This window comes from Halanaerobium sehlinense, assembly GCF_055379485.1.
Map to the genome: position 1 here is coordinate 1,086,465 of NZ_AP042442.1, position 16,371 is coordinate 1,102,835.

A 16,371-nucleotide genomic window follows, 5' to 3' on the forward strand; every position below is an offset into this window, starting at 1 on the left:
TTAACAAATAATGTTATTTATTTCACATTAATTAAATCCATGAGGAGGCAAAATTATGAAGAAAAAAGTATCTCGTCTTATCAGTATTTTATTAGTTCTATCTGTGGCAGTAACTTTAAGTTTTACAGCAGCTGCCAAAACAGAGGTTTTAAAAGGAAGTGCTAACGGTTTTGGCGGTAAAGTTACTGTTGAAGTTAAGGTAGAAGATGATAAAATAGTTTCTGTTGAAGCTTTTGGTGACAAAGAAACTAAAGGGATTGGAACTCCTGCTTTAGAAGAAATACCTCAAAAGATAGTAGAGGCCAATTCAACAGATGTTGATTTAATTTCGGGTGCAACATATACGAGTGAAGCAGTTGTATATGCAGTAAATAATGCCTTAAATCCAGAAGAATATCCGGCTCCAGATTTTAAAGAAGAGGAAGTAGATAAAGAAAATATGGAAGCTTCAGAATTATACCAGGGATTCGGCTTAATAAATAATGGCCGGATAGGACCCGGTAAGGATAATACTGGAACTCAAGTTTATAGTTTTAATGAAGTATATGCTAATGTATTATTCGATGAAGCAGGAAGAATTGTTTTTATGCATGTCGATGAGTTAGAGGTAGCCACACCTAATTATGATGGTAAAGCAATGCCTCATTTGAGCGGTTTTCCAGGCCAGGGAGGCTATAATTTTGACGAAGACCATGATCAGGAAATAGAAGGTAAAACACCTGATACAAACGAATACTTTCTTTCAGAAATTGATGACTGGAAGACTAAACGTGAACGCGGTGAAAATTATGTAATGAGTGCCTTAGGAACCTGGGCTGATCAGATGGACACCTACGAAGAATTGTTTGTAGGGATGACTGTCGAAGAGGTTGAGGAATGGTTTAATAACTATACTGATGAAAGAGGTAGACCGCTCAAGCCAGACAGTGAAAACTATGAAAAATTAAATGCAGATGAACAGGAAATGCTGGCTGATGTAACTTCAGGAGCAACAATGAGTTTAAGCGATGCTCATGGTTATTTCATCGAAGCTATTAAAAAAGCTTATGAGAATCGTTTTGCAGTAGAAAAAGCGGAAGAAGCTGCTTCCTTTGGCTTTGGGTTGGATCATAATGGCCGTATAGGACCTGGTAAAGATAATACAGGAACTCAGGTCTACAGCTTTAATAATGTATTTGTTAATACTTTATTCAATGCGGACGGAGAGATTGTATCAATTTTTATCGATGAGTTAGAGGTAGCCACACCTAATTATGATGGTAAAGCAATGCCTCATTTGAGCGGTTTTCCAGGCCAGGGAGGCTATAATTTTGACGAAGACCATGATCAGGAAATAGAAGGTAAAACACCTGATACAAACGAATACTTTCTTTCAGAAATTGACGACTGGAAGACTAAACGTGAACGCGGTGAAAATTATGTAATGAGTGCCTTAGGAACCTGGGCTGATCAGATGGACACCTACGAAGAATTGTTTGTAGGGATGACTGTCGAAGAGGTTGAAGCATGGTTTAATAACTATACCGATCAAAATGGTAGACCGATCAAACCAGGCAGTGAAAACTATGAAAAATTAAATGCAGATGAGCAGGAAATGCTGGCTGATGTAACTTCAGGAGCAACAATGAGTTTAAGCGATGCTCATGGTTATTTCATCGAAGCTATTAAAGAGTCATATGAAAATAGAGTTGAGTTAAATTTAGATATCAAATAAGATAATTGTTAAACTCAAAAATACTTTAAGCGGTCAGTTAATACTGGCCGTTTTTTAATGCTTTGATAGTTGAATATACAATTAACTTTTGATAAGATTTAATTTGGAAGTAGGTATAAAATAAAAGTAATTTATATTTTAAAATATAATTTAGAGGGAGAGATATTTTAATGAAGGCAAAAAAATTAACAGGTGAAAAAGCAGCAGAATATATTGAAGATGGGATGATAGTAGGTTTAGGAACAGGTTCAACAGCTTATTATGCGATTAAAAAAGTAGGAGAGTTAGTTCGTAATGGTCTTAAAATAAAAGCTGTACCAACTTCGAAAGAAACTGCTGAATTAGCTGCAGAAGAAGGAATAGAGCTGGTAGAGCTGGCAGATGTAGAAGGCTTGGATTTAACTATTGATGGTGCTGATGAAGTTGATCCAGATTTTAATCTAATTAAAGGTGGGGGAGGAGCTCTGCTTAGAGAAAAAATAGTTGCCTCTGCTACTGATAAACTGATTATTGTAGTTGATGAGTCAAAACTGGTTGAAAACCTGGGTGCATTTCCTTTACCTGTAGAGGTCACTCCTTTTAGCTGGCAGTATACTCAGCGGATGGTTGAGAAATTTAGCTGCAGCAGTGAAATAAGAAAAAAAGACGGAGAAATTTTTGTAACAGACAATGGAAATTATATTTTAGACTGTGACTTTGGCAAAATTGAAGATCCTTTAAAAATTTCTGTAGAATTAAATAAACTTCCCGGGGTAGTAGAAAACGGAATTTTTGCTGAAATGGCTGAAATAGTGATAGTTGGTTATAATGATGGCCATATTGAAGTTTTAGATAAAGAATAACTTATAATTATTTTAATTAGAAAGTATAAGCAGCAGAAAAGGGAGCCGGCATTTAAGCTGAGGCTCCCTTAAGAAATTGAAAAGTTATTAAATAGCATCTGAAATTTTAGCTAAGTCTTTTTCTTCAATCATTTTTTCCATTAAAATACTGGTGATAATAACCAGAGGTATAGAAATTAGCCAGCGAATTGCAGTAAAAGAAACCCCGACATAACTTGCTTCAAAAAGAGTCATTGGAATTCTGCAGATGGCTGCGGTACCAATATAACTGAAAATGATTCTGGGACTTGCTCCCTTTTTATATAAGGCAGCAGCTATCGGGAAGGCTACATATAAACCACCAACAGTTGTACTTGCCAAAACAATAACCCAAAAATAGGCTAAAAAACCGGAATCCTCTCCTAGATGTTTTTCTATCAGTTCCTTATCTACCCAAATATCAAAGAGACCGATCAAGATAAAAACCGCTGGAACAAATTTTACCATTGTTAAAAAGAAAGAATAAAAATTATTAAAAACTCCCTGAGCAATATTTAAATCCAGGGCAAAACCGACAGTCAATAAAATACTGAAGATAATAAACAGCCAATAATCTTTTAAATATTTTTTCATTAAACAAACAGCTCCCCATAAAAAAGTCCAATTGCAATCGATACTATAACTGCCATGATTAAAGAAATAATATTTCTGATGACTGTTATTTTAATTCCAAAAAAATCTTTTTCAACCGGATAAGTTATTATTCCAACCATCATTAAGGTAGTTGTAAAAGCTGCTATCACAGTATAACTCACGCCTTTTTCTAATAAAATACCGGCTAAGGGAAAAGCAACAAAACCAGGCATAAAAGCAATTGAACCTAATCCTCCAGCAAGTGCCACCCCGATTGCTCCACTACCATCACCTAAAAATCTTAAAATAAGTTCATCAGAAACAAAATATAATGACAGAGCTACTAAAATTATCATATTTAAAAATACAGGTGAGTTTTTTCTTATCTTTTTCAGACCAAGTTTTAGTCCTTTAATTGTTTTTTCTTTGTCGATCATAAATAATACTGCTGTTAAAGCAGCTGTAAAAAAATAAATCATAGATTCTTGTTTTCAATTTAAATTAAAAACAATTTCCCCCTTTTCATGATTTTATAAGTAATTTTATTTAAGTATAACTGCAGCAAGCTATACTTTCTATGCGTTAGCTCACAGAATATCCAAAAAAAATAAATATAAGCCGCTCTTAAAAAGCGGCTTTGATTGAAAGTCTATTATACGATAAATTGAAATTAAACAAGATTGCTCTTGAGCCAGTTTACAATGTCATTTGATTCATATAATGGCTCACCATCAATAAATAAACAGGGTACCTGCCTTTTACCTCCAGTTTCTATTAATTCAGCTTCTGCTTCTTCATCCTGATTAATATTTTTTAATTCAATTTCTTCTAAGTTATGTTTATCAATGAATCTTGTAACCTTTCTACAGTAAGGACAGGTTGGATAGTAATACAAAACTAAATCAGGCATTTTATCATCCTTTCAAATTATATGTAATATCTTTCCTTAGTTTAATAATTCTATCTTAAGCTGCTGATTCCTTGTTCAAAACCAAATTTATATTAAATTTATAAAAAATTCTTGAAATATAGTCGAAATTCCTCAAATTTTGTTCTTATAGTCTTTAATTAGAGGCTAATTTCTGTTATAATGTTAAGTGGATAACATTTTTAATAATTTAATTATAAATGCCAAAAAGGTGGAGACGAAATTGAGAAGAAGAGAACGGTTAACTGGTTTTTTAATCATTTTTATACTGCTTACTTTTTCAGCTTACAGTAATTCGATGAATGTAGGTGGAAGAACATTTCAGTCAAATTATCAGTCTGGTTCAGTAAAAAAACAAAATATTAATAATGATCAGAAGGCAAGAAATTCAAATACAGCTAAAGATAGAGACTTTAATAAAATCAACAATACTACTGGGCAGAAAGAAAAAAGTACTATGGAAAGTCAGGTTGAGATAAAAGACGGTAATTCTAATTCTTTGAACGTTGATAATGATCTTAGTTTAGACCGCAATTTGGAAATTGAAAATCCTCGAGAAAACCAGAATAATGACCGGCAAAAAGAAAATCCTGAAAAAACATTTGAGCAGGTTGAAAAAAGACCACTGATCCAGCAGGTCAAAGTACATACTGTCAGAAGTGGAGAAACACTTTGGGATATTGCACATCAGCATGGGTTGAATATTGATTCACTGATTGGTGCTAATAATATTAGTAATATGAACAGCATTAAACCGGGACAGGAATTTAAAATCTTACCGATAAAAGGTATTGTTTATCGGGTTTCACCTGGAGAAAGTGTTGCCAGTATAGCAGGTAAATTTAATATAAAATCAGAAACGATTATGAAAGATAATAATATCAAGAATCCATCAAATTTAAAGATCGATCAAAATTTGATTTTGCGAGGAGCTAAGCCCGAGTTTAGCTATCAGGACAGATTAGACCAAAAGTTTATGTATCCTATCAACACTCGTATTACCTCATATTATGGACCTCGCTGGGGTAGAGTTCATGAAGGTATTGACTTTGCAGCTCCAATGGGCAGTCCAATTAGAGCGGTAAGCTCAGGTAGAGTTGTTTACAGCGGCTGGGCAAGTGGTTATGGTTATGTAGTTATTATTGAACATCAAAAAGGTTTAAGAACACTTTATGCTCATAATTCTAAACTATTGGTTAGAAGTGGAGAGTCAGTTGGCAGAGGAGAAGTAATATCTCGTTCTGGTAATACAGGTAATTCAACTGGACCGCATCTTCATTTTGAAGTCCAGGTCAACGGGCGCCCAGAAAATCCTTTAAACTATATCAATAAATAATATAATTAAATATAAATATATTTGACAAAGTCCTCACTATTAGTTTAGTGGGGATTTTTTAAATTAAATTAACTTTTATAATCTTGACACACCTCAATATATATTCTATAATTAAACCATGAAACGTTTGAATAATTGTTCATATATAATAAATAAAAACTGAGGTGGAAAAAATGCAGGATACAGTTGAAAGCAAGATAGAGAAAAATGAAAAAGAATTTGAACTTGAAGGTTTAAACTGTTCTAACTGTGCAGTTAAAATCGAGGATCAGATTAAAAAACTTGATGGAATGGAAAAGGTTGAATTAAATTTTGCAACCTCTACTTTAAAGGTAGCGGCTGAAGAATCAAGATTAGAAAAAATCCAGGAAGAATTACAAAAAATTTCAGATAGAATTGAACCAGGAGTGAGGGTTAGGGATAAATCTGAACCTAAAACTGAAACTCTAAGTGATACAGATTCACTTAAGTCTTATCTCTGGGGAAAGAAAAATATTTTCATTGGCACTCTATTTTTTATCGCTGCTCTTAGCTTTTCTCATTTAAATAGTTTTGAAAATACAGTCTTCAGCAGTCTGGCTTTACCTGCCTACATAACAGCATATTTTTTAATTGGTTATCCAGTTCTTAAATCTGCTGTCTTTAATATTGGAGATGGACAGATTTTTGATGAAAACTTTTTAATGGTCATTGCTACTATTGGTGCTTTTGGAATACAGGAATATCCAGAAGCTGTAGCAGTTATGCTTTTTTATATGGTGGGAGAGTTATTTCAGGAAAGGGCTGTTAATAATTCCCGTCGTTCAATTAAAGATTTGATGGATATTAAGGCTGAATCTGCAAACTTAATTAAAGATGAAAAAATTATTGAAGTAAAACCTGAAGAGCTAAATGTTGGTGATTTAATTGCTGTTAAAGCAGGTGAAAAAATTCCTGTTGATGGAGAAGTAGTTAGTGGAGAAACAGCCCTCGAAACTTCAGCTCTGACAGGGGAATCACTACCTAAAGATGTAGGAGAAGGTGATCAGGTTTTAAGTGGGATGATAAATTTAAATAAATTAATAACAGTTCGAGTTACTAAAAAATATAATGATTCCACTGTTAAAAAAATATTAGAACTGGTTGAAAATGCTAGCTCCAAAAAAGCTCCAACTGAGCAGTTTATCAGTAAGTTTGCTCGTTATTATACACCATTTGTAGTTTTAACAGCAGTTTTAGTTGCTGTACTGCCTCCCTTATTTACTGGGGCCGCTTTTAGTCAGTGGTTTTATCGCTCTCTAATTTTCTTAGTAGTTTCCTGTCCCTGTGCTCTTGTTGTTTCTATTCCTCTTGGTTTTTTTGGAGGAATTGGCCTTGCCTCAAAAAATGGGATTTTAGTTAAAGGTGGGAATTATCTAGAGGCTCTAAATGAACTGGATACCATAGTATTCGACAAAACTGGAACAATAACAGAAGGTGATTTTAAAGTAACTGAGGTCAATATTGAATCTGATCACAGTCGTCAGGAAATTCTAGAGATGGCTGCAGAGGTAGAGCAGTTTTCAAATCATCCAATAGCACAGTCTATTGTTGCTGCTGCTGATAGCTATCAGAAACATTCTACCGAAAGTGATTACGAGGAGATTTCTGGAGCAGGAATTAAAGCTGTACTTGATAATAATCAAATTTTAGCAGGAAATGAAAGACTTATGCAGAAAAATAATATTAACTTCCAAAAAGTTAAAAGTACGGGAACTGCAGTTTATTTAGCAAAAAATGGTGAGTTTTTAGCTTCAATTGTTATTTCTGACCAACTAAAAAATGATGCAGAATCTGCATTTGCAGCACTTAAAGAATTTGGTATAAATAATCTAGCGATGTTAACAGGTGATAACAAGGAAACTGCGGCCGAAGTTGCTGCCAAACTTGGTTTGGATAATTTTTATGCAGAATTATTACCGGATCAGAAAGTTGCTAAGGTAGAAGAACTTTTAAATAGTTCAAAAAAATTGGCTTTTGTTGGTGATGGGATTAATGATGCACCTGTGCTGGCCCGATCTGATCTGGGTATTGCAATGGGAGGGCTTGGTTCAGATGCAGCAATTGAGGCAGCAGATGTTGTTTTAATGACCGATGAGCCGTCTAAAATAGTTACTGCCTTAAACATTGCCGCCAGGACAAAGCGTTTAGTCTGGCAAAATATAATAATGGCCCTCTCTATTAAAGCTGCAGTTATGATTTTAAGTATTTTTGGTTTGGCTTCAATGTGGGCAGCAGTTTTTGCAGATGTAGGAGTTGCTTTAATGGCTGTGTTTAATGTAATGAGAATTTTAAGAACTAAAGATATTTAATTGGAGTGAGGATTATGACAGCAGAACTGAAAGAAAAAACAATGTGTGATATATGTGAAGTTTTTAATCCAGATAATCAGGTTGTCCAGCTGATGAAAGAAAAAAAATTAAATGATGAAGTAGTTTATGATCTGGCAGAATTGTTTAAAACTATGGGAGATCCAACCAGAATCAAAATTCTTTATGCCCTTAAGGAAAGAGAACTTTGTGTTTGTGACCTTTCAGAACTGCTTGATATGAGCTCTTCTGCTATTTCTCACCAGCTGCGTGTTTTAAGAAATAATAAGCTTGTTAAATATCGTAAAGAAGGACGTTCAGTCTATTATTCTCTTGATGATGACCATGTGATGTGTCTTTTTGGTCAGGGGCTTGAGCATGTGCTTGAAGATAAGTAAAGATATTGTAAAGGAAGATTAGATGTCTAAAATTAATGCAGTACTTCTTGCAGGAGGTAAGAGCAGCCGCTTTGGTGATTCTGATAAAGCCATAATTCCATTTGCAGGAACGACTTTAATTGAATATATTTATGCTCATTTAAATAATAATTTTAATAGAGTGATTATTATTGGGTCTAAGGATAAATATTCTTTTATCAAAGGTGCAGAAATTAGAGATGATATTTACCAAAATAAAGGTCCCTTAGCCGGAATTTATACCGGCTTATATTACTCTGAGACTAATTATAATTTTATCTGCGGCTGTGATATGCCTTTTTTGAGCTCAAGTTATTTTAATTATTTGAAATCAGTACTTGCCGCTGAAAAAAATGTTGAAATTATCGTACCTCAGTTTAACGGTTTTTTAGAACCATTAGCTGCAGTTTATAATTATTCTTTACTTAAAAGAATTCAGGATGAAATAATAAATGACAACTTAAGGATCAAATCTTTTTATAAAAGGGCTAAAAAGAAAATTTTAAGTGAAACCAACTTAGAAAAAAAATTTGATTTAAAAAGATTATTTTTTAATTTAAATTATCCAGATGATTTAGAAAAGGCTTTAAAATATTTAGAGGGGGTAGATAGAATTGAAAAATAACAGACCCAATTCCATTTTAAATAAAAAAATAATAATTTCAATTTCTGTTTTTATATTAATTTTATTTTTGTCAGTTTCAGCAGCAGCCCAAATCGAACTTGAAGAGACAGAATATCATAGTTTTAAACTTGAAAACAATATGCAGTTTATGGTTTTTCCGGACCATTCAATCCCTTTAATTAGGTATTCAATCTACTATAATGTGGGATCAATTGATGAAATGGAAGGTGAAACTGGGATTTCTCATTTCTTAGAACATCTAATGTTTACAGGAACCAAAAATTTACCAGAAGGTGAAATTGATGATCTAATTTCTTCAGTTGGCGGCCATTTAAATGCAGCTACAACCTATGATTATACTTATTATTATCATGAAGTTCCTACTGCAGCCCTTGAACTGGCTGCTGCTTTAGAAGCGGATAGAATGCGAAATTTAAATTTTAACAATCAGGAAGTAGATAGAGAGCGAGAAGTTATTAAGCAGGAAAGAAGAATGAGGGTAGACAACAGTATTTTTTCTAAAGGTTTTGAAGAAATAAAAGCTCATGCATTTTCAGATACTTATTTAGAATATGGTATCATTGGTTGGATGGAAGATATTAGTAATATTTCTACAGCAGAATTACAGAATCATTATCAGCGTTATTATTCACCTAATAATGCTTTAGTTGTTGTTAGTGGTGATGTAGAAGCTGAAGCAGTTAAAAAACTGGCGCAAAAATATTATTCTAATTTTAAGCCTGCAGAAATAGAAAGAAAGAACTTTGAATTTCCAGAGCAAAAAACTGAAAAAGAATATACTGTTAAGTTAAATACAAATATTCCTTATGCTCTTCAGCTTTATCAAATACCAGCAGCTGACAATTTAGACTTAACCGCAGTAGAAATTTTTCTGGATATTCTGGCAAATAATCAGAGTTCCCGTTTAAAAGAAAAACTGCAGAAAAGAGAGGGGATTATCCTGGATAGTGGTGCTTTTGTTAATCCACTCCGCAAAAATTCATTTGCTCTAATCTATTTTATTCCTTCTAATCCAGACTTAGTTGAAAAAGCACAGCAGGCTTTTGATAGTGAACTACAGCAGATTTTTAATCAGGGAATAACAGAAGAGGAATTTGAAATAGTAAAAAAACAGTATCAAAAATCTTTAATTTTTTCACAAAAAAATATTGAGTCAACAGCATCAACTTATGCTGTAAATAAAATTCGCTTTGACAATCCAGAACTGCTGCAGCAAAAAATCGAATATATAAATAATTTAACAAAAGCAGAAGTTGTAAAGATTGCAGAGAAATATTTCAATCAGAATCAGCGGACAAAAGGGTATATTTTACCTGAAGCTAAAGGTGGTGCTCAGCAGTGAAAAAAACAAATAAAGTTATAGCTCTGGCCCTGATTATAATATTCTTATTAACTTTCAGTGCAGTAGCTCAGAATCAGAAGTTTAGTCCAGAATATTTTCGTGACTTAGCAGATGTAGTAAATAAAAAGCCCGAAATAGAAATACCCGATTATGAACTTTTCGAATTAGAAAATGGGATGAGATTTTATTTAGCTCGGGATAGGAGTCTGCCAATTTTTGAGATCAAAGGTTATATTGATGCTGGAAAAATAAATGAGAATAAAAAGAATGCCGGTATAACTTCTTTAATGACAGAATTGATGCTTTTAGCATCAGAAAATTATAGTGAGCAGGAACTATCACTTTTTAAAGAAATCAATGCTTTATCCTTAAATCTGGGAGCTGGTTTTGACCGAATTTCTATCAGCGGTAATTCCCTAAAAACTGAAAGCAGTGAACTCATTTCTTTACTGGCTGAAACTTTAATTAGACCTAAATTTGAGGGAGATCATTTTGCTAGAACTGTTAAAGAATCTCAGCAGTTTTATCGACAGCGTTTCTATAATGATTCTGCTCTTTTAAATATGCATTTCTTTAAAAACTTATATGGAGAACATCCTTATGGCTACAACAATGATTATAATTTGATCCTTGATTTTTTAAGTCGGGTCAAATCAGAGGATATATTAGATTTTTATCAAAAAACTATTAGACCTGAGGATATTTCAATTGCAGTAAGCGGAGACTTTGAATTAGAAGAAATAAAAAAAGAGATTAGCAACAATTTTTCCAGCTGGAAAAACACTGAAACGGAACCTGCAAAAAAATATGTAAATGTAAATCTTGAACTACATCAAAAAATAATAATTGTTAATAAGCCAGATGCAACTCAGGCTAATATGAGAATGGGCTATAATTTTTACAGCAGTAAATTCCCCAAAAAAATTCCATTCATGATGGGTAATCTGATTTTTGGAAGTGGTGGGTTTACCAGCCGCTTGATGGGTAATTTGCGTAATGAAAAAGGCTATGTTTATGGAATAAACGCTCAGACTAACTACAATGATCATGGTGGAGCTTATTTTATAAATTTAAGTCTTGAGCCTGGAAAAGCATTAGCAGGCATGGAAGCTGTTAAAGAAGAAATTTTTAAAATTAAAAATGGAACTGAAGCATTTAAAGAAGAAGAATTATTTGAAAATATTAATCTATATAATGCAATTTTTCCAAAAGCCTATCAGCATCAAATTGATGTATTAGACCAAATAGTTTATCAAAAAGAATTTAACAATAAGTCAGAACAGTATATAAATGACATTATCAAGCAGTATAATGGACTTGAGGTAGAAGAGGTTCAGAAAATTTATGCGGAAGAGCTTTACCCGGAGATAATTTTTACGGTAATTGTTGGTCCAAAGGAAGAGATTCTACCTCAATTTAAAGAAGCTGGTCTAGAAGTTGAAGTGATTGAGGACTCAGCAGTAAATTAATTGGTCTGATCAGAGATTATTAAAATGAGATTTTTAACTCTTGACAGCAGACTGGATTATAAGATATTATAGTAACGATAGCTGAATAATTAAAAACATTGATGAGAAGTAGTAATTTTCTCTTAAACTGAAAGAGAACGGAATCCAGCGGCTGTAAGATTCCGGCAGCAGAAGAGAAATGAAGTCGTCTCTGAGTTTTACTGACCAGGCAGATTATAACTGGACTAACATTCTATGATCTGTATTAATCAGTAACGGCACAGCAGTCGTTAAAAAATGAGAGCTTTCTGGATTAACAGGAAGAACTAAGGTGGTACCGCGAATTTAATGCTCTTTCGTCCTTAATAGGATGGAAGGGCTTTTTTTATTTGCAGCAGATTTAGCTGCAGGTTGGATTAAATTCAATTTAATAATTTAATGGAGGGGAATAAAAGTGGAAAATTTAGAAAAAACTTATGATCCGGCTAAAAGTGAAGATAAATGGTATGAATACTGGCTGGAAAACAATTATTTTGCACCAAGAGAAGAAATAGAAGACGAGAAGGGGACTTTTAGTATTGTAATGCCTCCCCCAAATATCACAGGGCAGCTGCATATGGGACATGCTCTGGATAATACTCTGCAGGATATTTTAACCCGCTGGAAAAGGATGCAGGGCTATCGCTCTCTTTGGCTGCCTGGAACTGACCATGCAAGTATTGCAACTGAGGTCAAAGTTGTAGATAAAATGCGGGAAGAGGGTGTTGAGAAAGAAGACATGACCAGGAATGAATTTCTAGAAAAAGCCTGGGAATGGAAAGAAGAATATGGAACTAGAATTACCAATCAGTTAAAGAAAATGGGTTCTTCCTGTGACTGGTCAAGAGAAAGATTTACCTTAGATGAAGGCTGCTCAGATGCAGTTGAGGAAGTATTTATCAAATTATATGAAGAAGGTTTAATTTATCAGGGAGATTATATAGTTAACTGGTGTCCTAGCTGTCATACAACTTTAAGTGATATTGAGGTTGAACATAAGGAAACTGAAGGTAAGTTTTACCACTACAAATATCCATATAAAGACCGGGAAGGATATATAACAATTGCTACTACCAGACCGGAAACAATGCTCGGAGATACTGCAATTGCAGTTCACCCTTCTGATGAGCGCTACAAAGATCTGGTTGGGGAAAAGGTGATTGTTCCTTTAGTTAATCGCGAAATCGAAATTATTGCTGACGAATATGTAGATAGCGAATTTGGAACCGGTATGGTTAAGGTTACACCTGCCCATGACCCAAATGACTTCGAAATCGGCCGCCGCAATGATTTAGAAATTGTAGAAGTTATTGATGAAGATGCTAAAATGACAGAAGCCGCTGGAGAGGCTTATGCTGGTCTTGACCGCTATGAAGCCCGCCAAAAAGTGATTGAAGACCTTGAAAAAGAGGGGCTGCTGGTTAAAATTGAAGACCACATGCATAATGTTGGAGAATGCTACCGCTGTGACACAGTAATTGAACCTTTAATTTCCAAGCAGTGGTTTGTTAAAATGCAGCCGCTGGCAGAACCGGCCATTAAAGCTGTAGAAGAAAGCGATATCAACTTTGTGCCAGACCGTTTTTCAAAAGTATATATGAACTGGATGAACAACATCCGCGACTGGTGTATTTCACGTCAGCTCTGGTGGGGACATCGAATTCCGGTTTATTACTGTAATGATTGTGATGAGGTAATAGTTAGCAAAGAAAAGCCTGAAGTCTGTCCTAACTGCGGCAGCAGCAATCTGCGTCAGGACGAAGACGTTTTAGACACCTGGTTCTCATCTGCTCTCTGGCCGTTTTCAACTTTAGGTTGGCCGGAAGATACTGATGATTTAAAGAGTTTTTACCCGACTGATGTTTTAGTAACAGGTAGAGATATTATTTTCTTCTGGGTTGCCAGAATGATCTTTATGGGTCTTAAATTTCAGGATCAAAAACCTTTCTCAGATATCTATATCCATGGATTAATCCGTGATGCTCAGGGAAGAAAAATGAGTAAATCTCTGGGGAATGGAATTGACCCCTTAGATATTATAGATCAATTTGGAGCAGATGCACTGCGCTTTACTTTAATTACTGGTAATACTCCCGGTAATGATATGCGCTTTAGAGAAGAAAGACTTGAAGCCAGCCGCAACTTTGCTAATAAGATCTGGAATGCCTCCCGTTTTGTGCTGATGAATTTAGAGGATTTTGATCTGGACGCTGTTGAAAAAGATGAGCTTAAGCCAACTCTAGCTGATAACTGGATGCAGAGCCGCTTAAATACGGTTGCTGGAGAGATTGATGATGCCCTGGAAAGATATAATTTTGGTGAAATGTCCAGTTCTCTCTATGATTTTATCTGGAATGAGTTCTGTGACTGGTATATTGAGCTTTTAAAAGCCAGATTATATCAGGATGAAGACCCAAAGGCTAAGCTGACAGCCCAGTATTATGCTCTGAATACTTTAGAGAGCCTGCTCAGACTGCTGCATCCTGTGATGCCTTTTATTACAGAAGAAATCTGGCAGAAACTGCCCGGAACTGAAGGAACTATTATGCGGGCCCAGTATCCTGAAAAAGAAGAAAGCGGCTTAAATAAAGAAGCTGAAGAAAAAATGGAGCTGGTAATGAGTGTTATCAAATCTGTTAGGAATATTAGAAATGAAATGAAGGTTAATCCCGGCCGCAGAATCAAAGCGCTGCTGGCTGCACCTGAAGGAAAAATGGAAATTTTAAAAGAGGGTAGAGAATATATAGAAAATCTTGCCCGGATTAAAGACTTAAAAATAGGTGGAGATGAGCTGGAGCGTCCTGATAAAGTTTCAACTTCAATTGTTAAAGAAGTAGAAGTTATTCTGCCGCTTGAGGGAATGATTGACCTTGATAAAGAAATAGAAAGAATGGAAAATGAGATAGAAGAAATGAACTTTGAGATTAAAAGAGCCGAAGGTAAATTAAATAACGAAGGCTTTGTTAATAATGCTCCCGCAGATTTAGTAGAGGGAGAAAAACAGAAGCTAAAAGAGTATCAGGAGAAAAAAGAAAAGCTGATCGAACGCAAAAAAGAATTAGCTGAATAAACTGGAATTGGGTACCTGGATATTTTTTAATATATCCGGGTATCTTTTTCTTATTAATATCGTCTTTATCTAATATTTAAAAAAGGATTTAAAGCTGATATCTAGAATATATTTTATAGCAGAAAAAAACTTAATTTTCTAAAAATAATTAAAATATAAATTTGACTACCATAGGAGTGGAGCAGTTGAAAAAATATAAAAGTGAAATCATTTTTGTCCTGGGGATATTATTAGCAGCTGTTATTTGGAATTTGGAACTGCCTTCTTTACCTGAATCAGGTCAGAGAACTCTAGCATTGAGTTTAATGACTGTTCTTTTTTGGGCTTCTAAAGTGGCACATCCAGGTTATATCTCTGCTTTGTTTTTATCACTGCTGCTGGTCTTTAATATTGCTGCTCCAGAAGCAGTTTTTTCACTCTGGTCATCTTCTTTAATTTATATTATTATTGGTGCATATTTAATAGCTTCTGCTGTTAAATCTTCTGGTCTAGGTGAAAGAATTGCTTATAATTTTATTTTAAAATTTGTGGATTCCTATAGAAGCATAATTTTTTCTATTTTCTTTTTAACATTAATTTTAAGTTTGATTATACCTCATCCCTGGCCGAGATCTTTTTTGATAATGTCAGTAATGGCTGTAGTAATAGATAGTGCATCACTGTCCAAAAATGATGGAGCTAAAATTGGCTTTGCAGTTTTTGCTTTTTCTGTGCCTGTATCTATGATTTTTATGACAGGAGATAGTACAATAAATATCTTAGCTGTAGAAATGTCTGGAGAAACTTTAAGCTGGTTGGGGTGGCTTTATCAGATGGGAGTTCCAGCTTTACTTGCATCTATTTTAACTTTGCTCTTATTTCTAAAAATATTTAAACCAGAAAAAGAAGTTAATATTAATAAAAAAGAAATTTCAAAAAAACTAAAAGAATTAGGAAGCTTTTCCAGTAAAGAAATAAGAATGATATTCTGGATTACTACGGCAATAATTTTGTGGACAACTGACTCAATCCACGGTATTGATTTAGGTTGGATAACACTTATAATTGCAGCTCTGATGGGGATGCCTTTAGTTGGTAATGTCTTAGAGGCTAAAGACTGGGCAAATGTTCCTATAGGTATCTTGTTTTTTCTGACTGCAGCAGTTGCTATTGGAAGAATTGGAGGCAGCACAGGTATGAATTCCTGGATTGCTTCTGTACTTTTACCTGCAGAGCTTCCAGCAAATATATTTGTTTTTGCCTTGATGATAGTTTTAATAACAATGACAATGCATATGTTTTTAGGTAGTGTTATTGCTGTTATGGGGATTGCAATTCCTGCATTTATTATTTTTGCTGAAGGTTATGGAATTAATCCTTTGGTGCCTGCACTAATGACTTATTCTTCAATAGCACTTCATTATGTTTTTCCTTTTCATCATTTAAACATTCTAGTTGGAATTGGAGAAAATAATGGGATGTATGATAATAAAACTGTTATTAGATTTGGTTTGCCGCTAACAGCTGTAATAATTATCGTAGTTTTGTTTCAGGCATTATGGTGGCAGCTTACTTCATTAATTTAAAAACAATTATAAGAAATATAATTTGCTCTTTGAAATATGATTTATTTTAAAAAAATAAAAATATGATTTAGTAATTGGAAGGAATG

The 16,371-nt window shown here is 34.1% G+C and carries 13 protein-coding genes and 1 other annotated feature; of the genes, 10 read left to right on the plus strand and 3 right to left on the minus strand.

Translation table 11 applies throughout. The annotated features are described in order from the left end of the window. The first annotated feature begins 55 nt into the window (after positions 1 to 55). Positions 56 to 1,714 (plus strand): FMN-binding protein, encoded by a 1,659-nt coding sequence (locus tag ACZ446_RS05265; RefSeq protein WP_464394071.1) that lies wholly within the window; start codon positions 56 to 58, stop codon positions 1,712 to 1,714. A 170-nt stretch (positions 1,715 to 1,884) separates the two neighbouring features. Next, the gene (rpiA, locus tag ACZ446_RS05270; protein ID WP_464394072.1) at positions 1,885 to 2,556 is read left to right on the plus strand and encodes a ribose-5-phosphate isomerase RpiA; all 672 of its coding nucleotides are present in this window, start codon (positions 1,885 to 1,887) and stop codon (positions 2,554 to 2,556) included. Between the two features lie 87 nt (positions 2,557 to 2,643). Here rpiA and ACZ446_RS05275 read toward each other — a convergent pair whose 3' ends face one another. From ACZ446_RS05275 to ACZ446_RS05285, 3 genes are all read right to left on the minus strand, one after another. After that, positions 2,644 to 3,168, minus strand: coding sequence for a permease (locus ACZ446_RS05275; RefSeq protein ID WP_464394073.1), 525 nt, complete (start codon positions 3,166 to 3,168; stop codon positions 2,644 to 2,646). After that, a complete protein-coding gene (locus tag ACZ446_RS05280; protein WP_464394074.1) occupies positions 3,168 to 3,647 on the minus strand; it encodes a hypothetical protein in 480 nt (159 codons plus the stop codon). Before ACZ446_RS05280 ends, ACZ446_RS05275 begins: the two co-directional genes overlap by 1 nt. Before the next feature lie 191 nt (positions 3,648 to 3,838). Further along, a complete protein-coding gene (locus tag ACZ446_RS05285) occupies positions 3,839 to 4,078 on the minus strand; it encodes a glutaredoxin family protein (protein ID WP_464394075.1) in 240 nt (79 codons plus the stop codon). A gap of 241 nt (positions 4,079 to 4,319) precedes the next feature. Here ACZ446_RS05285 and ACZ446_RS05290 point away from each other — a divergent pair, with 241 nt between their 5' ends. The 8 genes from ACZ446_RS05290 to ACZ446_RS05325 all read left to right on the plus strand — a co-directional run bounded on the left by ACZ446_RS05290 (position 4,320) and on the right by ACZ446_RS05325 (position 16,285). Beyond that, positions 4,320 to 5,432 (plus strand): peptidoglycan DD-metalloendopeptidase family protein, encoded by a 1,113-nt coding sequence (locus ACZ446_RS05290; RefSeq protein WP_464394076.1) that lies wholly within the window; start codon positions 4,320 to 4,322, stop codon positions 5,430 to 5,432. Between the two features lie 173 nt (positions 5,433 to 5,605). Next, positions 5,606 to 7,762, plus strand: coding sequence for a heavy metal translocating P-type ATPase (locus ACZ446_RS05295; protein WP_464394077.1), 2,157 nt, complete (start codon positions 5,606 to 5,608; stop codon positions 7,760 to 7,762). 14 nt (positions 7,763 to 7,776) lie between these two features. After that, on the plus strand, positions 7,777 to 8,157 hold the full coding sequence (locus tag ACZ446_RS05300) for an ArsR/SmtB family transcription factor (protein WP_464394078.1): 381 nt from the start codon (positions 7,777 to 7,779) through the stop codon (positions 8,155 to 8,157). A gap of 22 nt (positions 8,158 to 8,179) precedes the next feature. Beyond that, positions 8,180 to 8,800 carry a molybdenum cofactor guanylyltransferase gene (mobA, locus tag ACZ446_RS05305; RefSeq protein WP_464394079.1) on the plus strand — a complete coding sequence of 207 codons (621 nt, stop codon included), beginning with the start codon at positions 8,180 to 8,182 and terminating at the stop codon, positions 8,798 to 8,800. After that, on the plus strand, positions 8,790 to 10,163 hold the full coding sequence (locus ACZ446_RS05310) for a M16 family metallopeptidase (protein ID WP_464394080.1): 1,374 nt from the start codon (positions 8,790 to 8,792) through the stop codon (positions 10,161 to 10,163). The genes mobA and ACZ446_RS05310 overlap by 11 nt, the downstream gene beginning before the upstream one ends. After that, positions 10,160 to 11,632: a M16 family metallopeptidase gene (locus ACZ446_RS05315; protein WP_464394081.1), complete on the plus strand. Its 1,473-nt coding sequence runs from the start codon at positions 10,160 to 10,162 to the stop codon at positions 11,630 to 11,632. Before ACZ446_RS05310 ends, ACZ446_RS05315 begins: the two co-directional genes overlap by 4 nt. 89 nt (positions 11,633 to 11,721) lie before the next feature. Continuing rightward, positions 11,722 to 11,978 (plus strand) — a binding site (T-box leader). An 87-nt stretch (positions 11,979 to 12,065) separates the two neighbouring features. Continuing rightward, positions 12,066 to 14,720, plus strand: a complete 2,655-nt coding sequence (locus ACZ446_RS05320; RefSeq protein ID WP_464394082.1) for a valine--tRNA ligase — start codon at positions 12,066 to 12,068, stop codon at positions 14,718 to 14,720. 185 nt (positions 14,721 to 14,905) lie between these two features. Continuing rightward, complete coding sequence (locus ACZ446_RS05325; RefSeq protein ID WP_464394083.1) at positions 14,906 to 16,285, plus strand: SLC13 family permease; 1,380 nt, start codon at positions 14,906 to 14,908, stop codon at positions 16,283 to 16,285. Positions 16,286 to 16,371: the final 86 nt, after the last annotated feature.

Bases quoted from the DNA above. Each gene is read 5' to 3' on its own strand.
- ACZ446_RS05265 (WP_464394071.1), top strand. From the start codon at position 56: ATGAAGAAAAAAGTATCTCGTCTTATCAGTATTTTATTAGTTCTATCT.
- rpiA (WP_464394072.1), top strand. From the start codon at position 1,885: ATGAAGGCAAAAAAATTAACAGGTGAAAAAGCAGCAGAATATATTGAA.
- ACZ446_RS05275 (WP_464394073.1), bottom strand. From the start codon at position 3,168: ATGAAAAAATATTTAAAAGATTATTGGCTGTTTATTATCTTCAGTATT.
- ACZ446_RS05280 (WP_464394074.1), bottom strand. From the start codon at position 3,647: ATGATTTATTTTTTTACAGCTGCTTTAACAGCAGTATTATTTATGATC.
- ACZ446_RS05285 (WP_464394075.1), bottom strand. From the start codon at position 4,078: ATGCCTGATTTAGTTTTGTATTACTATCCAACCTGTCCTTACTGTAGA.
- ACZ446_RS05295 (WP_464394077.1), top strand. From the start codon at position 5,606: ATGCAGGATACAGTTGAAAGCAAGATAGAGAAAAATGAAAAAGAATTT.
- ACZ446_RS05300 (WP_464394078.1), top strand. From the start codon at position 7,777: ATGACAGCAGAACTGAAAGAAAAAACAATGTGTGATATATGTGAAGTT.
- mobA (WP_464394079.1), top strand. From the start codon at position 8,180: ATGTCTAAAATTAATGCAGTACTTCTTGCAGGAGGTAAGAGCAGCCGC.